General features: G+C 31.5%; 14 protein-coding genes. 7 read left to right on the top strand and 7 right to left on the bottom strand.

Going from position 1 to position 17,811, the window contains the following annotated elements; genetic code table 11:
- Nucleotides 1-45 precede the first annotated feature (45 nt).
- Nucleotides 46-1,413 carry a dGTP triphosphohydrolase gene (dgt, locus tag EAH69_RS02180; RefSeq protein WP_121933555.1) on the top strand — a complete coding sequence of 456 codons (1,368 nt, stop codon included), beginning with the start codon at nt 46-48 and terminating at the stop codon, nt 1,411-1,413.
- A gap of 58 nt (nt 1,414-1,471) precedes the next feature.
- Nucleotides 1,472-1,924 (top strand): GNAT family N-acetyltransferase, encoded by a 453-nt coding sequence (locus EAH69_RS02175; RefSeq protein WP_121933554.1) that lies wholly within the window; start codon nt 1,472-1,474, stop codon nt 1,922-1,924.
- An 84-nt stretch (nt 1,925-2,008) separates the two neighbouring features.
- Here EAH69_RS02175 and rodA read toward each other — a convergent pair whose 3' ends face one another.
- The 6 genes from rodA to sppA form a co-directional block, all read right to left on the bottom strand.
- The gene (gene rodA, locus EAH69_RS02170) at nt 2,009-3,553 is read right to left on the bottom strand and encodes a rod shape-determining protein RodA (protein ID WP_121933553.1); all 1,545 of its coding nucleotides are present in this window, start codon (nt 3,551-3,553) and stop codon (nt 2,009-2,011) included.
- Nucleotides 3,522-5,456 (bottom strand): peptidoglycan D,D-transpeptidase FtsI family protein, encoded by a 1,935-nt coding sequence (locus EAH69_RS02165; protein ID WP_121933552.1) that lies wholly within the window; start codon nt 5,454-5,456, stop codon nt 3,522-3,524. Before EAH69_RS02165 ends, rodA begins: the two co-directional genes overlap by 32 nt.
- Nucleotides 5,453-5,968 carry a rod shape-determining protein MreD gene (mreD, locus tag EAH69_RS02160; RefSeq protein WP_121933551.1) on the bottom strand — a complete coding sequence of 172 codons (516 nt, stop codon included), beginning with the start codon at nt 5,966-5,968 and terminating at the stop codon, nt 5,453-5,455. Before mreD ends, EAH69_RS02165 begins: the two co-directional genes overlap by 4 nt.
- Complete coding sequence (gene mreC / locus EAH69_RS02155; protein ID WP_121933550.1) at nt 5,958-6,806, bottom strand: rod shape-determining protein MreC; 849 nt, start codon at nt 6,804-6,806, stop codon at nt 5,958-5,960. Before mreC ends, mreD begins: the two co-directional genes overlap by 11 nt.
- 22 nt (nt 6,807-6,828) lie before the next feature.
- Nucleotides 6,829-7,854: a rod shape-determining protein gene (locus EAH69_RS02150; protein WP_121933549.1), complete on the bottom strand. Its 1,026-nt coding sequence runs from the start codon at nt 7,852-7,854 to the stop codon at nt 6,829-6,831.
- A 165-nt stretch (nt 7,855-8,019) separates the two neighbouring features.
- Nucleotides 8,020-9,789: a signal peptide peptidase SppA gene (gene sppA, locus EAH69_RS02145; protein WP_121933548.1), complete on the bottom strand. Its 1,770-nt coding sequence runs from the start codon at nt 9,787-9,789 to the stop codon at nt 8,020-8,022.
- 27 nt (nt 9,790-9,816) lie between these two features.
- On the opposite strand from sppA, the gene folK reads away from it, so the two are divergent.
- Both folK and EAH69_RS02135 read left to right on the top strand, forming a co-directional pair.
- The gene (folK, locus tag EAH69_RS02140) at nt 9,817-10,227 is read left to right on the top strand and encodes a 2-amino-4-hydroxy-6-hydroxymethyldihydropteridine diphosphokinase (protein ID WP_121933547.1); all 411 of its coding nucleotides are present in this window, start codon (nt 9,817-9,819) and stop codon (nt 10,225-10,227) included.
- Between the two features lie 70 nt (nt 10,228-10,297).
- Nucleotides 10,298-11,704 carry an OmpA family protein gene (locus EAH69_RS02135; RefSeq protein ID WP_121933546.1) on the top strand — a complete coding sequence of 469 codons (1,407 nt, stop codon included), beginning with the start codon at nt 10,298-10,300 and terminating at the stop codon, nt 11,702-11,704.
- Nucleotides 11,705-11,826: 122 nt separating this feature from the next.
- Here EAH69_RS02135 and EAH69_RS02130 read toward each other — a convergent pair whose 3' ends face one another.
- Entirely contained in the window at nt 11,827-12,357 is a 531-nt protein-coding gene (locus tag EAH69_RS02130; RefSeq protein ID WP_121933624.1) for an RNA methyltransferase, read from the bottom strand.
- 79 nt (nt 12,358-12,436) lie between these two features.
- On the opposite strand from EAH69_RS02130, the gene mutS reads away from it, so the two are divergent.
- The 3 genes from mutS (at nt 12,437) to acs (ending at nt 17,794) form a co-directional block, all read left to right on the top strand.
- Nucleotides 12,437-14,992 (top strand): DNA mismatch repair protein MutS, encoded by a 2,556-nt coding sequence (gene mutS / locus EAH69_RS02125; RefSeq protein ID WP_121933545.1) that lies wholly within the window; start codon nt 12,437-12,439, stop codon nt 14,990-14,992.
- A 5-nt stretch (nt 14,993-14,997) separates the two neighbouring features.
- Complete coding sequence (locus EAH69_RS02120) at nt 14,998-15,798, top strand: M48 family metallopeptidase (RefSeq protein ID WP_121933544.1); 801 nt, start codon at nt 14,998-15,000, stop codon at nt 15,796-15,798.
- A 94-nt stretch (nt 15,799-15,892) separates the two neighbouring features.
- Nucleotides 15,893-17,794: an acetate--CoA ligase gene (acs, locus tag EAH69_RS02115; protein ID WP_121933543.1), complete on the top strand. Its 1,902-nt coding sequence runs from the start codon at nt 15,893-15,895 to the stop codon at nt 17,792-17,794.
- Nucleotides 17,795-17,811: the final 17 nt, after the last annotated feature.

Genomic DNA, 17,811 nt, shown 5'->3' with positions numbered 1-17,811 from the left:
TTATAGCTAAACAATAATCCTTAATTTAGTTTTCTATTTTATTCTATGGATATTTTAAATCACATATATACTAATCAACGCAGTAATTCGAACGATACATCAGATGCACGTTCTGAGTATCAGCGCGATTATGATCGTATTATCTTTTCGTCTGCTTTCCGTCGTTTACAGAACAAAACGCAAGTATTCCCATTACCAGGAAGTGTTTTTGTACATAATCGCTTAACGCATTCCTTAGAGGTTTCTTCAGTTGGTCGTTCGATGGGGAATTTGGTCGGAAAATTTGTCAAAGAAAACTATCAGTTGTCAGATCAATCATACGATTTTTACAATTATAGTTTACACGATGTAATCTCGGCTGCTTGTTTATGTCACGATATCGGAAATCCAGCATTTGGTCATTCTGGTGAGGATGCGATCGCTTCTTATTTTGATCGTCATGAAGACGAATTAAAACCTTTTTTTACTGAAGCTGAATGGGCTGATTTAATCAATTTTGAAGGAAATGCTAATGCTATTAGAATTTTGACGCAGCAACAAAATGGGAAATCAGAAGGTGGATTGCGTTTAACATATTCAACATTAGCTTCGATTGCTAAATATCCTTGTGAATCTATAGCAAAAGATAAATCTCAATTACACCGCAAAAAGTTTGGATTTTTTCAGGCTCAAAAAGATGTTTTTCAAACAATTGCTGTAAAAACAAGTATGATTCAAGAGTCCGATTCGCCAATTATATTCAAACGTCATCCATTTGTATGGTTAGTTGAAGCAGCTGATGATATATGTTATAGTATTATTGATGTGGAAGATTCGCAACGATTAGGAATTATTGATCATGATAAGTGTAAAAGATTATTCTTGAATTTAGTAGAATCTCTGAATCCAGAACAAATTGAGAAAACAAAAGTTACTTTAAAAGCTATTTCTGATAAGAATGATAGAATTGCTTATTTAAGAGCAAAGTCGATTAATCTTTTGACTCAGAAATCTGTTGAAGTATATCAACAAAATTTTGAATCAATTGTAAAGGGAGAATTTAAAACGGCTTTATTAGATATTATTAAAGATGAAACTGTAAACGAAACAAAAAAAGTTTTAACTGAAATTCAACGCTTTTCTCGTGAAAATATTTATAATCACCGTTCAGTTTTAGAAATTGAAAATGCAGGTTATAATGTAATGTCTGAATTATTGTCACAATTTATTCCACCAATTTTAAAAGATGAGGCTCATCGTAAATCTTTTGAGAAAAAGGCCTTAAAATTAGTTCCTAATCAGTTTTTATATGAAAAAGGTTCCAAATATCAAAAGGTGATGGGGATTTTAGATTATGTATCTGGAATGACGGATAATTACGCAACGGAATTATATCGTCGTATTAAGGGAATTGAAATTGGAATGACAATATAATTTATATGTTAGTTGTTTTATCATGAAATTCATTAAAAATTAAATACTATACTACTATATGGAAAATGTTATCATTAGAGAAGCAGTTAAGGAAGATTGTCCTCGAATTTTAGAGTTAATTAAAGAATTAGCACTTTATGAAAAAGCACCTGATGAGGTTACAGTTTCTTTAGAAGAAATGGAAGAATGTGGATTTGGTGTAAATCCAGTTTGGGGATCTTTAGTTGCAGTTGTTGATGGTGTAATTGTAGGAATTGCTCTGCATTATGACCGATATTCTACATGGAAAGGTCGAAGATTGTATTTGGAAGATTTAATCGTAACAGAATCGATGCGTGGAACTGGATTAGGAAAGTTACTTTTGGATGAATTAATCGCTTACGCGAAAGAAAAAAAATATAACGGAATGGTGTGGCAAGTTTTAGATTGGAACGAACCTGCTATTAATTTTTATAAAAAATACAATGCTGATTTTGACTCAGAATGGGTGAATGTTTCCATCAATTTTTGATGAAATATATAAGTATAAAAAGTAAAAAACTCGATTCTATAGAATCGAGTTTTTTATTGAGTAAAATATAAATAAAAGATGATTTTAAATCAAACTTTGATTTTGTCTATAATTAATAATTAAGAAAATTCCGATTAATATCGTGAATCCCCAAAGCGAACTTCCTCCGTAGCTAAAGAATGGTAACGGAATACCTACTGTTGGGAATAATCCCATAACCATTGCAATGTTAATAAAGTAGTGGAAGAATAAAATGGATGCTACGGAATAACCGTAGAATCGTGCAAATTTATTCTTTTGATTTTCTGCTATGTAAAACAGTCGACCTATAAAAAGTGCATATAAAATTACTACACCTACGCTTCCTGCAAAACCCCATTCTTCACCAACAGTACAGAAAATATAATCAGTCCATTGTTCTGGCACAAATCGTCCTTTTTTGATTGTTCCTTGGTTATATCCTTTTCCGAATAATTCTCCAGAACCAATTGCCGTTTTAGAATATAATAAGTTATAGCCAGAAGTATCACGATATTTTGCTTCACCTTCATACAATACCATTACACGTTCTTTTTGGTGTTTTGGTAATTTTTCGAAAATGATAGGAGATATAAAACTAATTGTACTTGTAAATAATAAAACAACGATTGATGTGATAATACTAACCGTCATTACATTCGCTGCAACTCCTGATTGTAATTTGAATGGAGATGAACTTGTTTCCTTTTCATATGAAAGTTTCATGATGATAACTGGAATAATTGAAATAAAAGCTCCGAATCCACCAAAAATTAATGTATTAAAGAATATAGGTTCACTAAAATATAAGGCTTTATTTGGGAATAAATGTCCAAAACCTAAACGTGTTTCTTCATCAAAATGCCCAATTATATATGCTGATCCAATTAGTAATAAAAAGAAGATAAATAGGCCAATTAACGAGCCGTAACATGCATCTTCAATCTCTTTATTATAATTAAACGATAAGACTAATAAAGCAATTACTAATACTATAAATCCAAAGACTAAAAGTACATAAAATGGAATTTGTACAATTGAAATTAGGAAAATAATTAAAGCGATAATAGGACTTAGAATAATCATTGGATGAAATCCTTCTCTATACAATGGTATTGATAGAGAACAGAATATGATAACTGATCCTAAATCGGGTTGCATTAAAATTAAAGCAATTGGTATAATTACAATTAAAGCAATTTTACCTAAAAAAGTGATATCTTTAAGATTAGCACTGGAATGATTTATTAAATTAGCAATTAATAACGAGGTTCCAATCTTAGCGAATTCAGCAGGCTGTAATGATACCGGTCCGAAGCTATACCAAGCTTTTGCACCATTAATTTCTTTTCCGACAATAAGTACCCCAACGAGTAGAAGTACTGAAATTATATAAATAACTGGTGAATAGGTTTCGAAAAAATTTCGGTTATTACCACTAATGATAATCATTCCTAAAATCATTCCCATACCAAGTGTGAACCAAATTATTTGTTTGATTCCACGTTCACTATCCACACTGTAGACATTCATTATTCCAAAGATTAAAAGAATTAATCCCAGTATAATTACTGTCCAATCAATTCCTTGTAATAATCTGTTTTGGCTCAATGCTATCTTTCTTTAAAGTTACGGTACTATCTTTTTTTACAGGTTCTATATATAAACCTTTTCTTTTTAGGTAATTAATCCACTGACGATTATATTCGCCTTGGAAACTTCCGTTTTTCATCTTAGTCAACATTGGTTGACGCTTGATGGTATCAGTTATATATAATTCGGCAACTAAACTTGTCATAGGACCAGCCCAAGTTGCACCGTAATGTGCATTTTCTACAATTGCAGCAACTACAATTTTTGGTTTATCGGCAGGTGCAATCAAAACAAATAACGAGTGATCTTGTCCTTGCGAGTTTTGAGATGTTCCTGTTTTACCTAATTGTTCGTAATCTCTAACGCTTAAAGCTCTTGCTGTACCCATTGTAAATACATTTCTCATTCCACGCAATATGGTTTCGAAATGTTTTTGATCAACTAAAGTTTTCTTTGGAACAATAAAGTTTGAATCTTTTAATGGTTGACCTTCAATTTTATGAACAATATGAGGCGTGAAAAAGAATCCTTTATTAGCAATTGCAGCGGCAAAATTTGCCATTTGCAGCGGAGTTGTATTAATATCACCTTGTCCCATACCGTTGAATATAATTCGGTAAGGATTCCAAACACCTTCTCCAAAACGATCGTCATAGAAATCTCCGGTAGGAATTAAACCTTTGTTACCAACAGGTAAATCAGTACCCATGAATTTTCCTAAACCAAAACTATTCATAATATTCGCCCATTCGTTCATACCTTCTGTATAATCATTTGGGTTTTTTCTTACAATATCGCGATAAGCTTCAGAGAAATAGTTGTTACACGATTTACCGATAGCATATTCTAAGTTTTGAGGTGAATAATATCTTCCACAGTGACAACCAATTTTCATACGACCATATCTAAAACCATGTTTACATGTGTAAGTTGTAGAATCAGTCATTGTTCCCATTTGTAAACCAGCTAATGCTGTTAACATCTTGAATGTTGAACCTGGAGGATAAGTACCTTGTAAAGCTCTATCGAAAGTTGGTTTTGAAATGGAATCATTAATCAAAGCATTTCTAAGTTTTGAATCTAAGAAATGGTTAGGATTAATTGTTGGAGCAGAAGCTAAGGCTAAAATCTCACCACTATTTGGATCAAGTGCAACAATAGCTCCACGCTTGTTTTGCAACATTTGTTCGGCTAATTCTTGTAATCTATAATCAATAGTTAAGTGAATTGTTTTGCCACTTTTTACTTGCCTGTCGTATTGTCCATCTTTGTATGGACCTACAACATTCATTGTACGGTCTACAATCCAGTTTTTTATACCTTTTACTCCTCTTAAATCTTTCTCATACGATTTTTCAACACCAGTAATTCCAACGAAATCTCCAGGTTGATAATAGGTAGAATCAGATTTAATGTATGATGGATTTGCTTCGTTGATATATCCTAAAATATTTCCGGCAGTTTCTACCATATACTTACGTTCAGGACGTTTTATGATACTAAATGCAGGGTATAAGTAAAGTTGCTCTTGCATACGAGCATAATCTTCGCGAGATATATTTTTTTTGAAAGGATAAGGAGACAATTTTTTAAAACCATCAGTCTTTGTAATTGTATTGATGATTGAATCAAATTGTTTTGTAGTTACACCTACTAAATTTGAAAACTTTACTGTATCAAAATTTTCTCCAATTTTCATTGGAAGGACATTTAATTCGTATGAGTATGTATTTGATACTAATAACTTTCCATTTCGGTCAAGAATATCACCACGGTTTGGGTAGATAATTTCTTGTTTGATAGAGGTATTGAAGGCATTCAATTTATATCTGTCCGTGAAAAGTTGTAAGTACGCAAGTCGACCTATAAAAAGAAAAACTATAAATAGGATTAATGTATATACGACTAAGAGTTTTTTCATATCAGAATTTTATTTTTGAATAAAATCTTATAAATAAAAACAAAAATAAAGGTTATACCTGCACTAATTAGTGCATTTGTTAATACAGTTAGAATTCCTGTGAATTTGAAATTTTCTAAAAGTAATAAAACAGAATGATGGAAAATAATCAAAATAGCTAAATAGAATATCCATTGTGAAAAACTGAATGAATTGAAATTGAAATATTCCATTTCAAAATTCACTTTTCCTGCTAATAATTTTATTATTAAATTTCTATAGAATGCTATCAATGTTAAAGCAAAAGCATGAATTCCACCAGAATATTCTAAAATATCAATCGATAGACCTAATAAAAAGGCTAATAAAATTAAAAGATATCTGCTTTGGTAAGGTGGGTAAAATAACACAAATACAACATATATATAAGGCTGATAGCTTCCAAGAAAATTGATATGATTAAATACAAATACTTGAGCTAAAGCTAATAATATAATTGTGAAAATATTTATAAAAAAATCCTTATTGTACATTGTTTATAATTGTGTCAGATTTTTCAACTTGTTTGATTTCGATTTTATTAAGATTCGTAACGACGTATGCATGAGATAAATTACCAAAATCTTGTTTTAATTTAACTTGAATTTTTAATTCACCTGTTACGTTGTCATTAGTTTTACTAATTACAGTACCAATCATTAATCCTTCTGGGAATACTGGAGATTTACCATCAGTTTCGATTGTATCTCCTTTGTTTACTTTAATATATTTAGGAATTTCAGTTAGTTGTGCATAACGTGCATCTTTACCATCCCATAATAAAGTACCAAAATATTCATTTCCTTTGATACGTGCATTTACACGAATATCTTTATTTAGCAATGAAATCGCTCTCGAGTAGTTTTGTCCAGCAAAAGTAATAATACCAATTACACCTTTATTGGTAATGATACCATCACCTTTCTCAATACCATTTTTACGACCTTTATCTATCGTGATGTAGTTCTGAGTTTTAGCTAACGAATTATTGATAACATCAGCAGGTATAAATGAAAAAGTTTGTTGATATCCTAAAGAATCAACTTTTGTAAATTTCTTTGTGCGGGCGTCTTTAATACCTAAGTGTACTAAACGTTCACGAAGCATAGCGTTTTCTTCCTGTAATTCTTGATTTGTTGTAGGTAAGTTAACAAAGTTTGTAACAGCAGCTATTTTATCGTTAGTGAAGCCTGTAAAAGATGTACTTGCTTCAGCTAGAATAGTTTCGTGATAGATGTTTTTTCTAAAGACTAAAAACAATGCTATAAATTCCAAAAACACGAAAATAATAAATACACCATTTTTTCTAATAGCATTTAGAATATATTGCATTGCTCTAGATCTTTAAATATTTTTATTTCATTAAGAAAGTAAACTTGTCAATGTTTTTTAAGGCAATTCCTGTACCACGTACAACTGCTCTTAAAGGATCATCAGCTAAGAATACAGGTAATCCTGTTTTTTTAGATATACGTTGATCTAAACCTCTTAACATAGAACCTCCACCGGCCATATAAATACCTGTATTATAAATATCGGCAGCTAACTCTGGCGGAGTTTGAGATAATGTTTCCATAACACCATCTTCAATACGTAAGATAGATTTATCTAACGCACGAGCGATTTCTTTATAATTAACTGTAATTTCTTTTGGTTTACCAGTGATTAAGTCACGCCCTTGTACAGGCATATCTTCTGGTGCGTGCTCTAATTCTTCTACAGCAGCTCCAACTTCAATTTTAACACGTTCAGCAGTACGTTCACCAATGTATAAATTGTGGTGCGTTCTTAAATAGTATGCAATATCATTTGTGAAAACGTCACCAGCAATTTTAACTGATTTATCACAAACAATACCTCCTAAAGCTACAACAGCAATTTCTGTAGTACCACCACCTATATCAATAATCATATTACCTTTTGGTTGTTGGATATCAATTCCAACACCAATTGCAGCTGCCATTGGTTCGTAAATTAAACGAACGTCTTTGGCATTTACTCTAGCACATGAATCTTTTACGGCACGTTTTTCAACCTCAGTAATACCTGAAGGAATACAAATTACCATTCGTAAAGATGGAGAGAATAATTTTCCTTGAATTCCAGGAATTTTTTTAATGAACTCTGTAAGCATAAACTCAGACGCTTCAAAATCTGCAATTACACCATCTTTTAATGGTCTAATAGTTTTAATATCGTCGTGTGTTTTACCTTGCATGTGCTTTGCTTGGTCTCCAACAGCAATAACTTTGTTAGTTCTTCTATGTATAGCAACAATCGATGGGCTGTCAACAACTACTTTATTATTATGAATAATTAATGTGTTAGCAGTACCTAAATCAATTGCAATTTCTTGCGTGAAAAAATCGAATAATCCCATTTTAAGATAAAGATCTGGTATTTATTTAATGAATTACAAAAGTATGATAAAATTTAGTCAAAATAAAAGATAAATATTCATTTTATGACGCTAAACTTTTAGCTAAAGTAAAAAGTTTTCAACAAAAAAAAGGGTTAAAAAATTTTTTAACCCTTTTTTAAGTTTTTAATTAGTTTTTATGTCAAAAGGAAGACGCGCTTGAACTCCTTTTTGTTGATTCATAGTTTTAAGGCTTGAATAGATTTTAGCAGCATCTGTTCCTAATTCTTTTTTGATTTTAGATTCAATATTATTACCTTGAAGTTTATCCATTAATTCTTCAATACTTTCTTTTCTTTTTGGAAATGATTCTGTACTGTATTCTTCAATTTTAGCCAATTTAGCTGCTTCTTTTAACGCATCATTTAATCCACCAAATTCATCAACTAAACCTATTTGTTTAGCACTTGTTCCTGACCATACACGACCGCCACCAATTTTATTTACTTGTTCAAAAGTCATTTTTCTATTTCTTGCAACGTGGTTTACAAATTTTTCATATACTAATACAACAGATCTGTTCATCATTTTTTCTGCATCAGAAGATAATGGATTGAAAATAGATTTTAATTGATCTGCATTAGCATTCGTTTTTACACCATCAGTTGTTATACCTATATTATTAACTAATTCTTTTGCATTTGGAATCATTCCGAATACTCCAATCGAACCTGTAATAGTATTTGGTTGAGCGAAAATTTTGTCAGAATCCTGAGCGATATAATATCCTCCAGAAGCTGCCACATCACCAAAAGAAACTACAATAGGCATTTTAGCTTTTAATCTTCTTAACTCAAATAAAATTTCTTCAGATGCATTAGCGCTTCCCCCAGGAGAATTTACACGTAATACTAATGCTTTAATATTTTTATTTTTCTCGATATCACGTATTGCTTTTACATATGTTTTAGATTGGATTCCATCAAAACCATCACCTTCAGTAATTTCTCCAGAAGCATATAAAACAGCAATCTTATCAGAATTTGAATCTTCAGAGTATGTATTATAGTACTCTTTTATACCAATTGTATGTTTTGCTAAAATTTCTCCATTAGTTTTGTTACTTTTAGCTTTTAAGTTTAATTTTTTGAATAATATATCTTCATATTCAGCTTCATGAATGATTTTATCATAGATTTTATGCTTTAAACCAACTTCAGGAATATATGAATATAGACTATCTGTAATAGTTTGAAAATTTAATGGATTAATTTTTCTTGATTTAGCCATATCATTTGAAATATTCCCCCAAATGTCACCCAATAAAGAGTTTAATTGTAATTTATTTTCGTCAGATAAATCGGTTCTGAAAAAAGGTTCAACAGCACTTTTGAATTCTCCGTATCGAATTACCTGAAAATCTACACCATATTTATCTCCTGCATTTTTGTAGAACATAACTTCTGAACTCATACCTTGTAATAAAGTACCTCCAAGTGGATTTTGATAAACAGAATCTGCCACAGTATTTAAATAATATGATAATTGAGATGCGTTATTAGAGTAGGCGTACACAAATTTTCCAGAAGTTTTAAAATCTTCTAAAGCTTTTCTAATATCACTAGCTTGTGTTAATCCACCATTAAAATTTTCAATTTTTAAACTGATACCTTTTATATTATCATCAGTTTTTGCTTTTTCTATGGCTTGAAGAATGTTTTGTAAATAAAATTTTGTAGGTGTAGATAGATCAAAAAATGAAACTTCGTTATCCATATCACTTTCTAAAATAGCATCTTCGAAGGTCAATTCTAATACAGATCCATCTTTTACAGTCGGACTTGGTGAATTTATAGAAGAAACAATGATTAATAAAAATAATAGTATTCCGAAAATACTTAATGTTGCGATGTTACCTACGATTGTAGATAATACTCTACCTAAAAAACTTTTCATTTGGTCTAAATATGTAATTTTGCCTATATGTCGAATAATATAGTCACTTTGTTACTAGGAACAAACCTAGGAGACAAAAATAATAATTTAGAATTAGCAAAAAGCCTGATTAATAAAGAAGTTGGTGATATTTTAAAATATTCAAATATTTTAGAAAATGAAGCTGTAGGTTTTACAAGTTCTAATAGTTTTCTAAATCAAAAAATTGAAGTTTATACAACTTTATCTCCGATAAAAGTTTTAAAAACTGTGAAAAGTATTGAAAACTTAATGGGAAGAACATATACGCAACCACTGGAAGGCGAAAATTATGTTGATCGCATAATAGATATTGATGTTTTACTTTTTAACAATATATCCTTCTTTAGTAGTGGTTTGATAATTCCTCATCATCAGGTTGTTACAAGGGAGTTTGTAAAAGAATTATTTTTTATTTAAGATTTTATTAGAATATTTTATTATTTTTGTTCTTGAATCCAATTAATTTATTGAGTAAACAATTATACCTATGAAAAAATATCTATTGACTTTTTCATTTTTAAGCTTATTTGCTTCGGCTTTTGGACAGACTGATAGCAATCAAAAGAAGCATTTTACAAATGAAGACAGAAAATTTAATGATTGGTCTCTATCCATTTATGGTGGAGGTAATCTAGTGCAAAATACAGATCTAGTAAGTTGGTCAGATGGCTTTTTTACACCTGGATATGATTTACAATTTTTAGTTAACAAGCAAATAACACATGCATTTGGTTTATCATTACAATATCAATACGGAAGTACTAGACAAAAAGGTTTAGTAGATGATATGTACCTTTCTAATCATTACGGTAATGCATGGGGAAAAACTAAATATCAAGGAATTTCTATTTTGGGAGATTTAAATCTATCTAATTTATGGAGAAGAGTTGATAATACATCTCAATTTAAATGGTCACTTCACGCTTATGCTGGGGTAGGGTTATTAGGATACGAAGCTGAAAGAAACTTTTATAATGGGAGTGGAACGGACTTTATTACTGTAACTGATCAAAAAATTGCTGATAAATCTGTTTATACTCAAGTAGGTGCTGGTCTTCGTCATAAATTATCTAATCGAATCGATTTAGAGCTTAAAGGTATGTACGTTATGACAGGTGATGAAGAGTTTGATGCTTCAGGAAAGCCTGTGCCAGGTTATTGGACTGCTGCAGATACAGAAGAAGGACGTGATGATAATATGTTAACTTTATCTTTAGGTTTACACTTTAAAATTGGGAAACATCCAGAAGCATTACAGTGGTATCCACCAACAGGAGGATCTGGAGTTCTTGGATTAACATCAGATTCTTTATTCGAGTGTGTTGATGCTGATGGAGACGGTGTTTGTGATCAATGGGATAGATGTTTAGATACACCTGCTGGTGTAAGAGTTGATGGATCAGGATGTTCATTAGATTCAGATGGAGATGGTGTTCCAGATTCAGAAGATAAATGTCCTACAATTCCAGGACCTCCAACAAACGGTGGTTGTCCAGAAAAATTAGTTCAAATTTCAGGTGATGAAGTTGCAATGTTAGTTTCTTCTGCATTAGAAGGAGTTGAATTCGATTATGATTCAGATCGTATTCGTGAAGCATCTTACGGAAAATTAAATAACGCTGCTGAAGTATTAAAAGCAAATCCAAACTACAAATTCTACGTAGAAGGACATACAGATGCTGCAGGTGGTGTTGAATATAACCAAAAATTATCTGAAAGACGTGCTGCTTCAGTTATTCGTTTCTTATCGAATAAAGGAGTAAATACTGATAATTTAACACCAGTTGGTAAAGGTAAATCTGAGTTAAAACACGTAGAGTGTAATCCAGTTTCTAACTGTCCAGCATGGAAAAATTTAGAAAACAGACGAGTTATCTTTAAAGAAATTAAATAATATCGTTTTAAAATAATAAAAAAAGCCTGAAGATTTCTTCAGGTTTTTTTTACGATTGTATATTAAAAAAGGGAATCAATTCATTTTGATTCCCTTTTTAGATTATTTATGATTTAATCGGATTATTTCATAAATCCTTCATACCATTTCCATAAAATAATTCCTGTACATACAGAAACATTTAATGAATGTTTAGTACCAGATTGAGGTATTTCGATGCAAGTATCACATTGGTCAATGATAGATTGTTGTACACCATCTACTTCATTACCCATAACAATTGCGTATTTTTGAGAAGAGTCTACTTTAAATTCATTTAATAATACAGAACCTTCAGTTTGTTCAATTGTAACGATTTTGAATCCGTCTTCTTTTAATTTTGCTACTAATTCATTCGAATCTTGTACATATTCCCAATCAACAGAATTTTCAGCTCCAATCGCAGTTTTATGAATTTCTTTGTGTGGAGGTGTAGCTGTAATTCCACATAAATAAATCTTTTCAATTAAGAATGCATCAGAGGTTCTGAAAACAGCACCAACATTGTGCATACTTCTTACATTATCCAATACAACCACAATTGGGTGTTTTTCAATCTCTTTATATTCATCAGCCGAAACACGACCTAATTCGTCTAATTTAAGTTTTCTCATCACTTCGAATTTAATTAACTTAGCCTTTCTAAAAGCATAATAATTGGCAAAAGTAATAAAGAATAAGGAAACTCCTCTAATGAAACAATATAACGATATCAAGGCAAAGTATCCTGATGCGCTTTTATTGTTTAGAGTTGGTGATTTTTATGAGACATTTGGACAAGACGCCGTAAAAAGTTCTCGTATTTTAGATATTGTTTTGACTAAAAGAGCAAATGGTTCTGAAAATAGTGAATTGGCAGGTTTTCCACATCATTCGTTAAACACTTATTTACCTAAACTTGTTAAAGCTGGACTACGAGTTGCAATTTGCGATCAACTAGAAGATCCTAAAACAGTAAAAGGAATTGTTAAACGTGGAGTTACAGAATTAGTTACACCAGGAGTTGCTTTACAAGATGAGGTTTTATCTTCAAAATCGAATAACTTTTTAATGGCTGTTCACCAAGGGGATAAAACTTTTGGTATAGCATTATTAGATGTTTCGACAGGTGAATTTTTAGCTTCGGAAGGTCCGGAAGATCATGTCGCAAAAATTATTCAATCTTTTCGTCCAAGTGAGGTAATTTACCAAAAACGTGTGAAATATAATTTTTCTGATGTTAAGAGTAAATTTTTGTTGGATGATTGGGCTTTTCAATACGATTATGCAATCGATAAATTAACGAGTCTTTTTAAAACTAAAAACTTAAAAGGATTTGGAATCGAAAATTTAAAAGAAGGGATTATTTCTGCTGGTGCCATTTTAGCTTATTTAGATGAAACGCATCATTTCGATATCCAACATATTACATCAATCCAACGACTTAGTCAAGATAGTTTTGTCTGGATGGATCCATTTACGATTCGAAATTTAGAATTGGTTTATTCTCCTCATCCAAAAGGTGTAACACTTTTAAATATTTTAGATGATACATCAACTCCGATGGGTGCTCGTTTACTAAACCGTTGGATGGTGATGGTTTTAAAAGATTTGAAAGCGATTCAAAAGCGTCAAAATATCGTTGAATATTTTTATTCAAATGCAGATATTCGTTATGATTTGCGCGAGAAATTAGGTCAGCTAACTGATTTAGAACGTTTAGCTGGTAAAGTTTCTACAGGTAAAATTACACCTCGCCAATTACAACAATTAGCACAAAGTTTAGAGATTTCTAAGGAAATTAAAGAAATAGCTCTTAATTCTAATATAAAGGAGATTTCAGATTTATTTCTTAAGATTGAAAACATTGAAGCATTAACGCAAAAGATTTTTGATACGTTATCAGACGAGCCACCACATCAAATTGTAAAAGGAAATGTGATTCGTGAAGGTGTTTCAGAAGAGTTAGATCAATTACGTAAGATTCAATTTTCGGGTAAAGATTATTTGGATCAAATGTGTCAGCGTGAAACTGAACGTACAGGAATTTCATCACTAAAGATCGCTTTTAATAATGTTTTTGGATATTATATAGAAGTAAGAAATACACATAAAGATAAAGTTCCGGAAGAATGGATTCGTAAACAAACGTTAGTGAATGCGGAACGTTATATAACGGAAGAATTAAAAGAATATGAAACACAGATTTTAGGTGCTGAGGAAAAAATTTTAGCTATAGAAAATCAGTTGTTTATTGATTTGATTCAAGAAATTATTACTAAATTATTACCTATCCAGCAAACAGCAAAAGCAATTGCATTTTTAGATGTGTTATCGACTTTTGCCGAAATTGCTGAAAAATATTCTTATACAAAACCTACATTAAATGATGGCTTTGATTTAAAAATTAAAGAAGGTCGTCATGCTGTTATCGAGCAACAATTACCTCTTGGAGAACAATATGTTTCTAACAATGTTGAATTGAATCAGATTGATCAACAGATTATTATGATTACAGGACCTAATATGTCTGGTAAATCTGCTTTGTTACGTCAAACAGCGCTTATTGTGTTAATGGCTCAGATAGGAAGTTTTGTTCCTGCTTCATATGCAGAAATTGGTATTATCGACAAAGTATTTACTCGTGTTGGTGCTTCTGATAATATATCTTCTGGTGAATCTACGTTTATGGTCGAAATGAATGAAACTTCTAGTATTTTAAATAATATTTCGGAACGAAGTTTGATTCTGTTGGATGAAATTGGGCGTGGTACTTCAACTTACGATGGAATCTCGATTGCATGGGCTATTGCGGAGTTTTTACACCAAAGTAAAATGAAACCAAAAACATTGTTTGCAACGCATTATCATGAATTAAATGAAATGACAAAATCAATGGAACGAATTAAGAATTTTAATGTAAGTATCAAAGAAACAAAGGATACGATTTTGTTCTTAAGAAAATTAGTTCCAGGAGGAAGTGAACATAGTTTCGGGATTCATGTGGCTAAAATGGCCGGAATGCCAAAAGTAGTTGTTAATCGTGCTAATGATGTTTTAAAGGTTTTAGAGCAATCTAAATCTGATGAAGGATTATCAAACAAAACTGAGAAAATTACGCAAGATAATATGCAATTGAGCTTTTTTCAGTTAGATGATCCAATTTTAGAATCGATTCGTGAGGAAATTATGAATACAGATATTAATACTTTAACACCTGTTGAAGCTTTGATGAAATTAAATGAAATTAAAAAGAAACTAGGAAAATAAATACTATGAAAAAAATATTAATCGCTTTTAGTGCAATTGTTTTAGTATCAGCGTGTACAACCAATGCTGTTACAGGAAGAAAAGGAATCAATTTAGTTTCTAATGCTTCTATTTTTCCACAATCTTTTGCTCAATATAAAGAAGTTATTGGATCTGCAAAAGTTGAAACAGGAACTACTAATGCAAAATTAGTGCAAACAATAGGAGAGCGTATTAAATATGCTGCTGATAAATATTATGCAGAAAAAGGAATTTCTTCTCAATTAGATGGTTATGAGTGGGAATTCAAATTGTTACAAGCAAACGAAATTAATGCATGGTGTATGCCAGGAGGAAAAGTAGCTGTTTATACAGGAATTTTGCCTATTACACAAAATGCAAATGGATTAGCTGTAGTTATGGGACATGAAATTGGTCACGCATTAGCAAATCACTCAGCAGAACAAATGTCTCAACAATACGGAATGAGTGTTTTAGGATCTGTAGTTGGTTCGGCAGCTGGAAATGCATCTTGGGGAACAGCTTTCGAGAAATATTACCCGGTTGTAGGGCAAGTTGGATTATTATCTTACTCTCGAAAAATGGAATTAGATGCTGATTTAACAGGATTATATTTAATGGCAATGGCAGGTTATGATCCATCAGCTGCAATTCCTTTTTGGGAACGTATGTCACAAGCTGGATCTGGTGAGCAAGTTGAGTTTTTAAGTACTCACCCTTCTGATGCAACTAGAATTCAAAAAATAAAAGAAGCTTTACCAACAGCATTACAATATTATAATGCGAGTCCTTATAAAGGAAAATAAGAGGTAATTTATTTATTTATAAAATATTAACGGATTAATTTGATAAATTAATCCGTTTTTTTTATTTTTAAGTTAAACCACAATAAAGTAAAAAATGAATAAACTTCGTATTAATTCATTTTCCGAGTATAAAAAAGCATACAAAGAAAGTGTAGATAATCCTGAGGCTTTTTGGGATCAAATTGCCGAACAATTTGTTTGGAAAAAAAAATGGGACAAAACACTTGAATATGATTTTTCTAAACCAGAGTTTAAATGGTTTCAAGGTGGGAAATTAAATATTACAGAAAATGTTTTAGATCGTCATCTTCAGAAAAATGGAAATAAAACAGCTATTATTTGGGAGCCAAATAATCCATTCGAAGAAACCAGAATTATTACTTATCGCCAATTACATGCTAAAGTATGTCAATTTGCGAATGTTTTAAAAAGAAATGGAGTTCAAAAAGGTGATCGTGTATGTATTTATATGCCAATGATTCCAGAATTAGCAATTGCAATGTTAGCCTGTGCACGTATTGGCGCGGTACATTCAATTGTTTTTGCAGGTTTTTCTTCTTCGGCAATTGCATCTCGTATCAATGATGCACAATGTAAATTAATAGTAACAGCTAACGAAGTTTATCGTGGAGATAAGCCAATCAACTTAAAAGCTATTGTAGATGAAGCATTGAAAGATTGTCCTTCTATTCAAACATGTATTGTTTATCGTCGTGCGATAGAGCCTACAATGATGGTTGGTGGTCGTGATCGTTTTTGGATTGATGAAATGTCTAAAGTTGATGCTAATTGTCCTGCGACAGAAATGGATGCAGAAGATCCTTTATTTATATTATATACTTCAGGTTCGACAGGAAAACCGAAAGGAATGGTGCATACAACGGGAGGATATTTGGTGCAAACAGCTTATTCTTTCGAGAATATTTTCCAAATGGATAAAGATGATATTTATTGGTGTACAGCTGATATTGGTTGGATTACAGGACACTCTTATATCATTTATGGTCCGTTAGCTTGTGGAGCGACTACTGTAATGTTTGAAGGTGTTCCAAGTTATCCAGATTTTGGACGTTTTTGGGAAATTGTTGAAAAATTAAAAGTAACACATTTCTATACTGCTCCAACTGCAATTCGTTCTTTAGCAAAAGAATCTTTAGATTATGTTGTAAAATATGATTTATCAAGTTTAAAAGTTTTAGGATCTGTTGGCGAGCCAATTAATCAAGAGGCTTGGCATTGGTATAATGATTATATAGGAAAAGGAAATTGTCCTATTGTTGATACATGGTGGCAAACAGAAACAGGATCGATTTTAATTTCGCCATTGGCTGGAATCACATCAACTCGTCCTACTTTTGCAACATTACCTTTACCTGGAGTACAACCCGTTTTAATGGATGAAAATGGGAAAGAAATCGAAACTGGAGCAGAAAAAGCTGAAGGACGTTTAGCAATTAAATTTCCTTGGCCGTCGATGGCTCGTACTGTTTATGGAGATCATCAACGATATAAGGACACGTATTTTTCAACTTTTGAAAATGCCTATTTTACAGGTGATGGAGCGTATCGCGATGCGATGGGATATTACAGAATAACTGGTCGAGTAGATGATGTAGTAATTGTTTCAGGTCATAATTTAGGAACTGCACCAATAGAAAATGCGATTAATGAACATGAAGCTGTTGTAGAAAGTGCAGTAGTAGGTTTTCCGCATGATATCAAAGGAAATGCATTGTATGCTTATGTGATTTTGTATGATAATTTTCAACCTTCTGAAGATTTGATAAAACAAATTAAAGAGGAGGTTTCAAAATCGATAGGAGCAATAGCAAAACCAGATAAAATCCAGTTTGTAAAAGGTTTACCTAAGACACGAAGCGGAAAAATAATGCGTCGTATTTTACGTAAAATTGCTGCAGGAGAATCAGATTTTGGTGATATTTCAACATTACTTAATCCTGAAATTGTTCGTGTTATACAGGAAGAAAAAGTATAACAATCGATATAGAATAA

The organism is Faecalibacter macacae, from assembly GCF_003687725.1.
GTDB classification, from domain to species: domain Bacteria; phylum Bacteroidota; class Bacteroidia; order Flavobacteriales; family Weeksellaceae; genus Empedobacter; species Empedobacter macacae.
Note: the sequence above shows the minus strand (reverse complement) of the source record. Positions and strands in the feature narration are given on the sequence as shown.

What these genes read in the sequence shown, in the direction of transcription:
- EAH69_RS02175 (WP_121933554.1), top strand. Translation starts at nt 1,472, where the DNA reads ATGGAAAATGTTATCATTAGAGAAGCAGTTAAGGAAGATTGTCCTCGA.
- acs (WP_121933543.1), top strand. Translation starts at nt 15,893, where the DNA reads ATGAATAAACTTCGTATTAATTCATTTTCCGAGTATAAAAAAGCATAC.
- EAH69_RS02165 (WP_121933552.1), bottom strand. Translation starts at nt 5,456, where the DNA reads ATGAAAAAACTCTTAGTCGTATATACATTAATCCTATTTATAGTTTTT.
- EAH69_RS02130 (WP_121933624.1), bottom strand. Translation starts at nt 12,357, where the DNA reads ATGAGAAAACTTAAATTAGACGAATTAGGTCGTGTTTCGGCTGATGAA.
- sppA (WP_121933548.1), bottom strand. Translation starts at nt 9,789, where the DNA reads ATGAAAAGTTTTTTAGGTAGAGTATTATCTACAATCGTAGGTAACATC.
- EAH69_RS02135 (WP_121933546.1), top strand. Translation starts at nt 10,298, where the DNA reads ATGAAAAAATATCTATTGACTTTTTCATTTTTAAGCTTATTTGCTTCG.
- dgt (WP_121933555.1), top strand. Translation starts at nt 46, where the DNA reads ATGGATATTTTAAATCACATATATACTAATCAACGCAGTAATTCGAAC.
- folK (WP_121933547.1), top strand. Translation starts at nt 9,817, where the DNA reads ATGTCGAATAATATAGTCACTTTGTTACTAGGAACAAACCTAGGAGAC.
- mreC (WP_121933550.1), bottom strand. Translation starts at nt 6,806, where the DNA reads ATGCAATATATTCTAAATGCTATTAGAAAAAATGGTGTATTTATTATT.
- EAH69_RS02120 (WP_121933544.1), top strand. Translation starts at nt 14,998, where the DNA reads ATGAAAAAAATATTAATCGCTTTTAGTGCAATTGTTTTAGTATCAGCG.
- mutS (WP_121933545.1), top strand. Translation starts at nt 12,437, where the DNA reads ATGAAACAATATAACGATATCAAGGCAAAGTATCCTGATGCGCTTTTA.
- mreD (WP_121933551.1), bottom strand. Translation starts at nt 5,968, where the DNA reads ATGTACAATAAGGATTTTTTTATAAATATTTTCACAATTATATTATTA.
- EAH69_RS02150 (WP_121933549.1), bottom strand. Translation starts at nt 7,854, where the DNA reads ATGGGATTATTCGATTTTTTCACGCAAGAAATTGCAATTGATTTAGGT.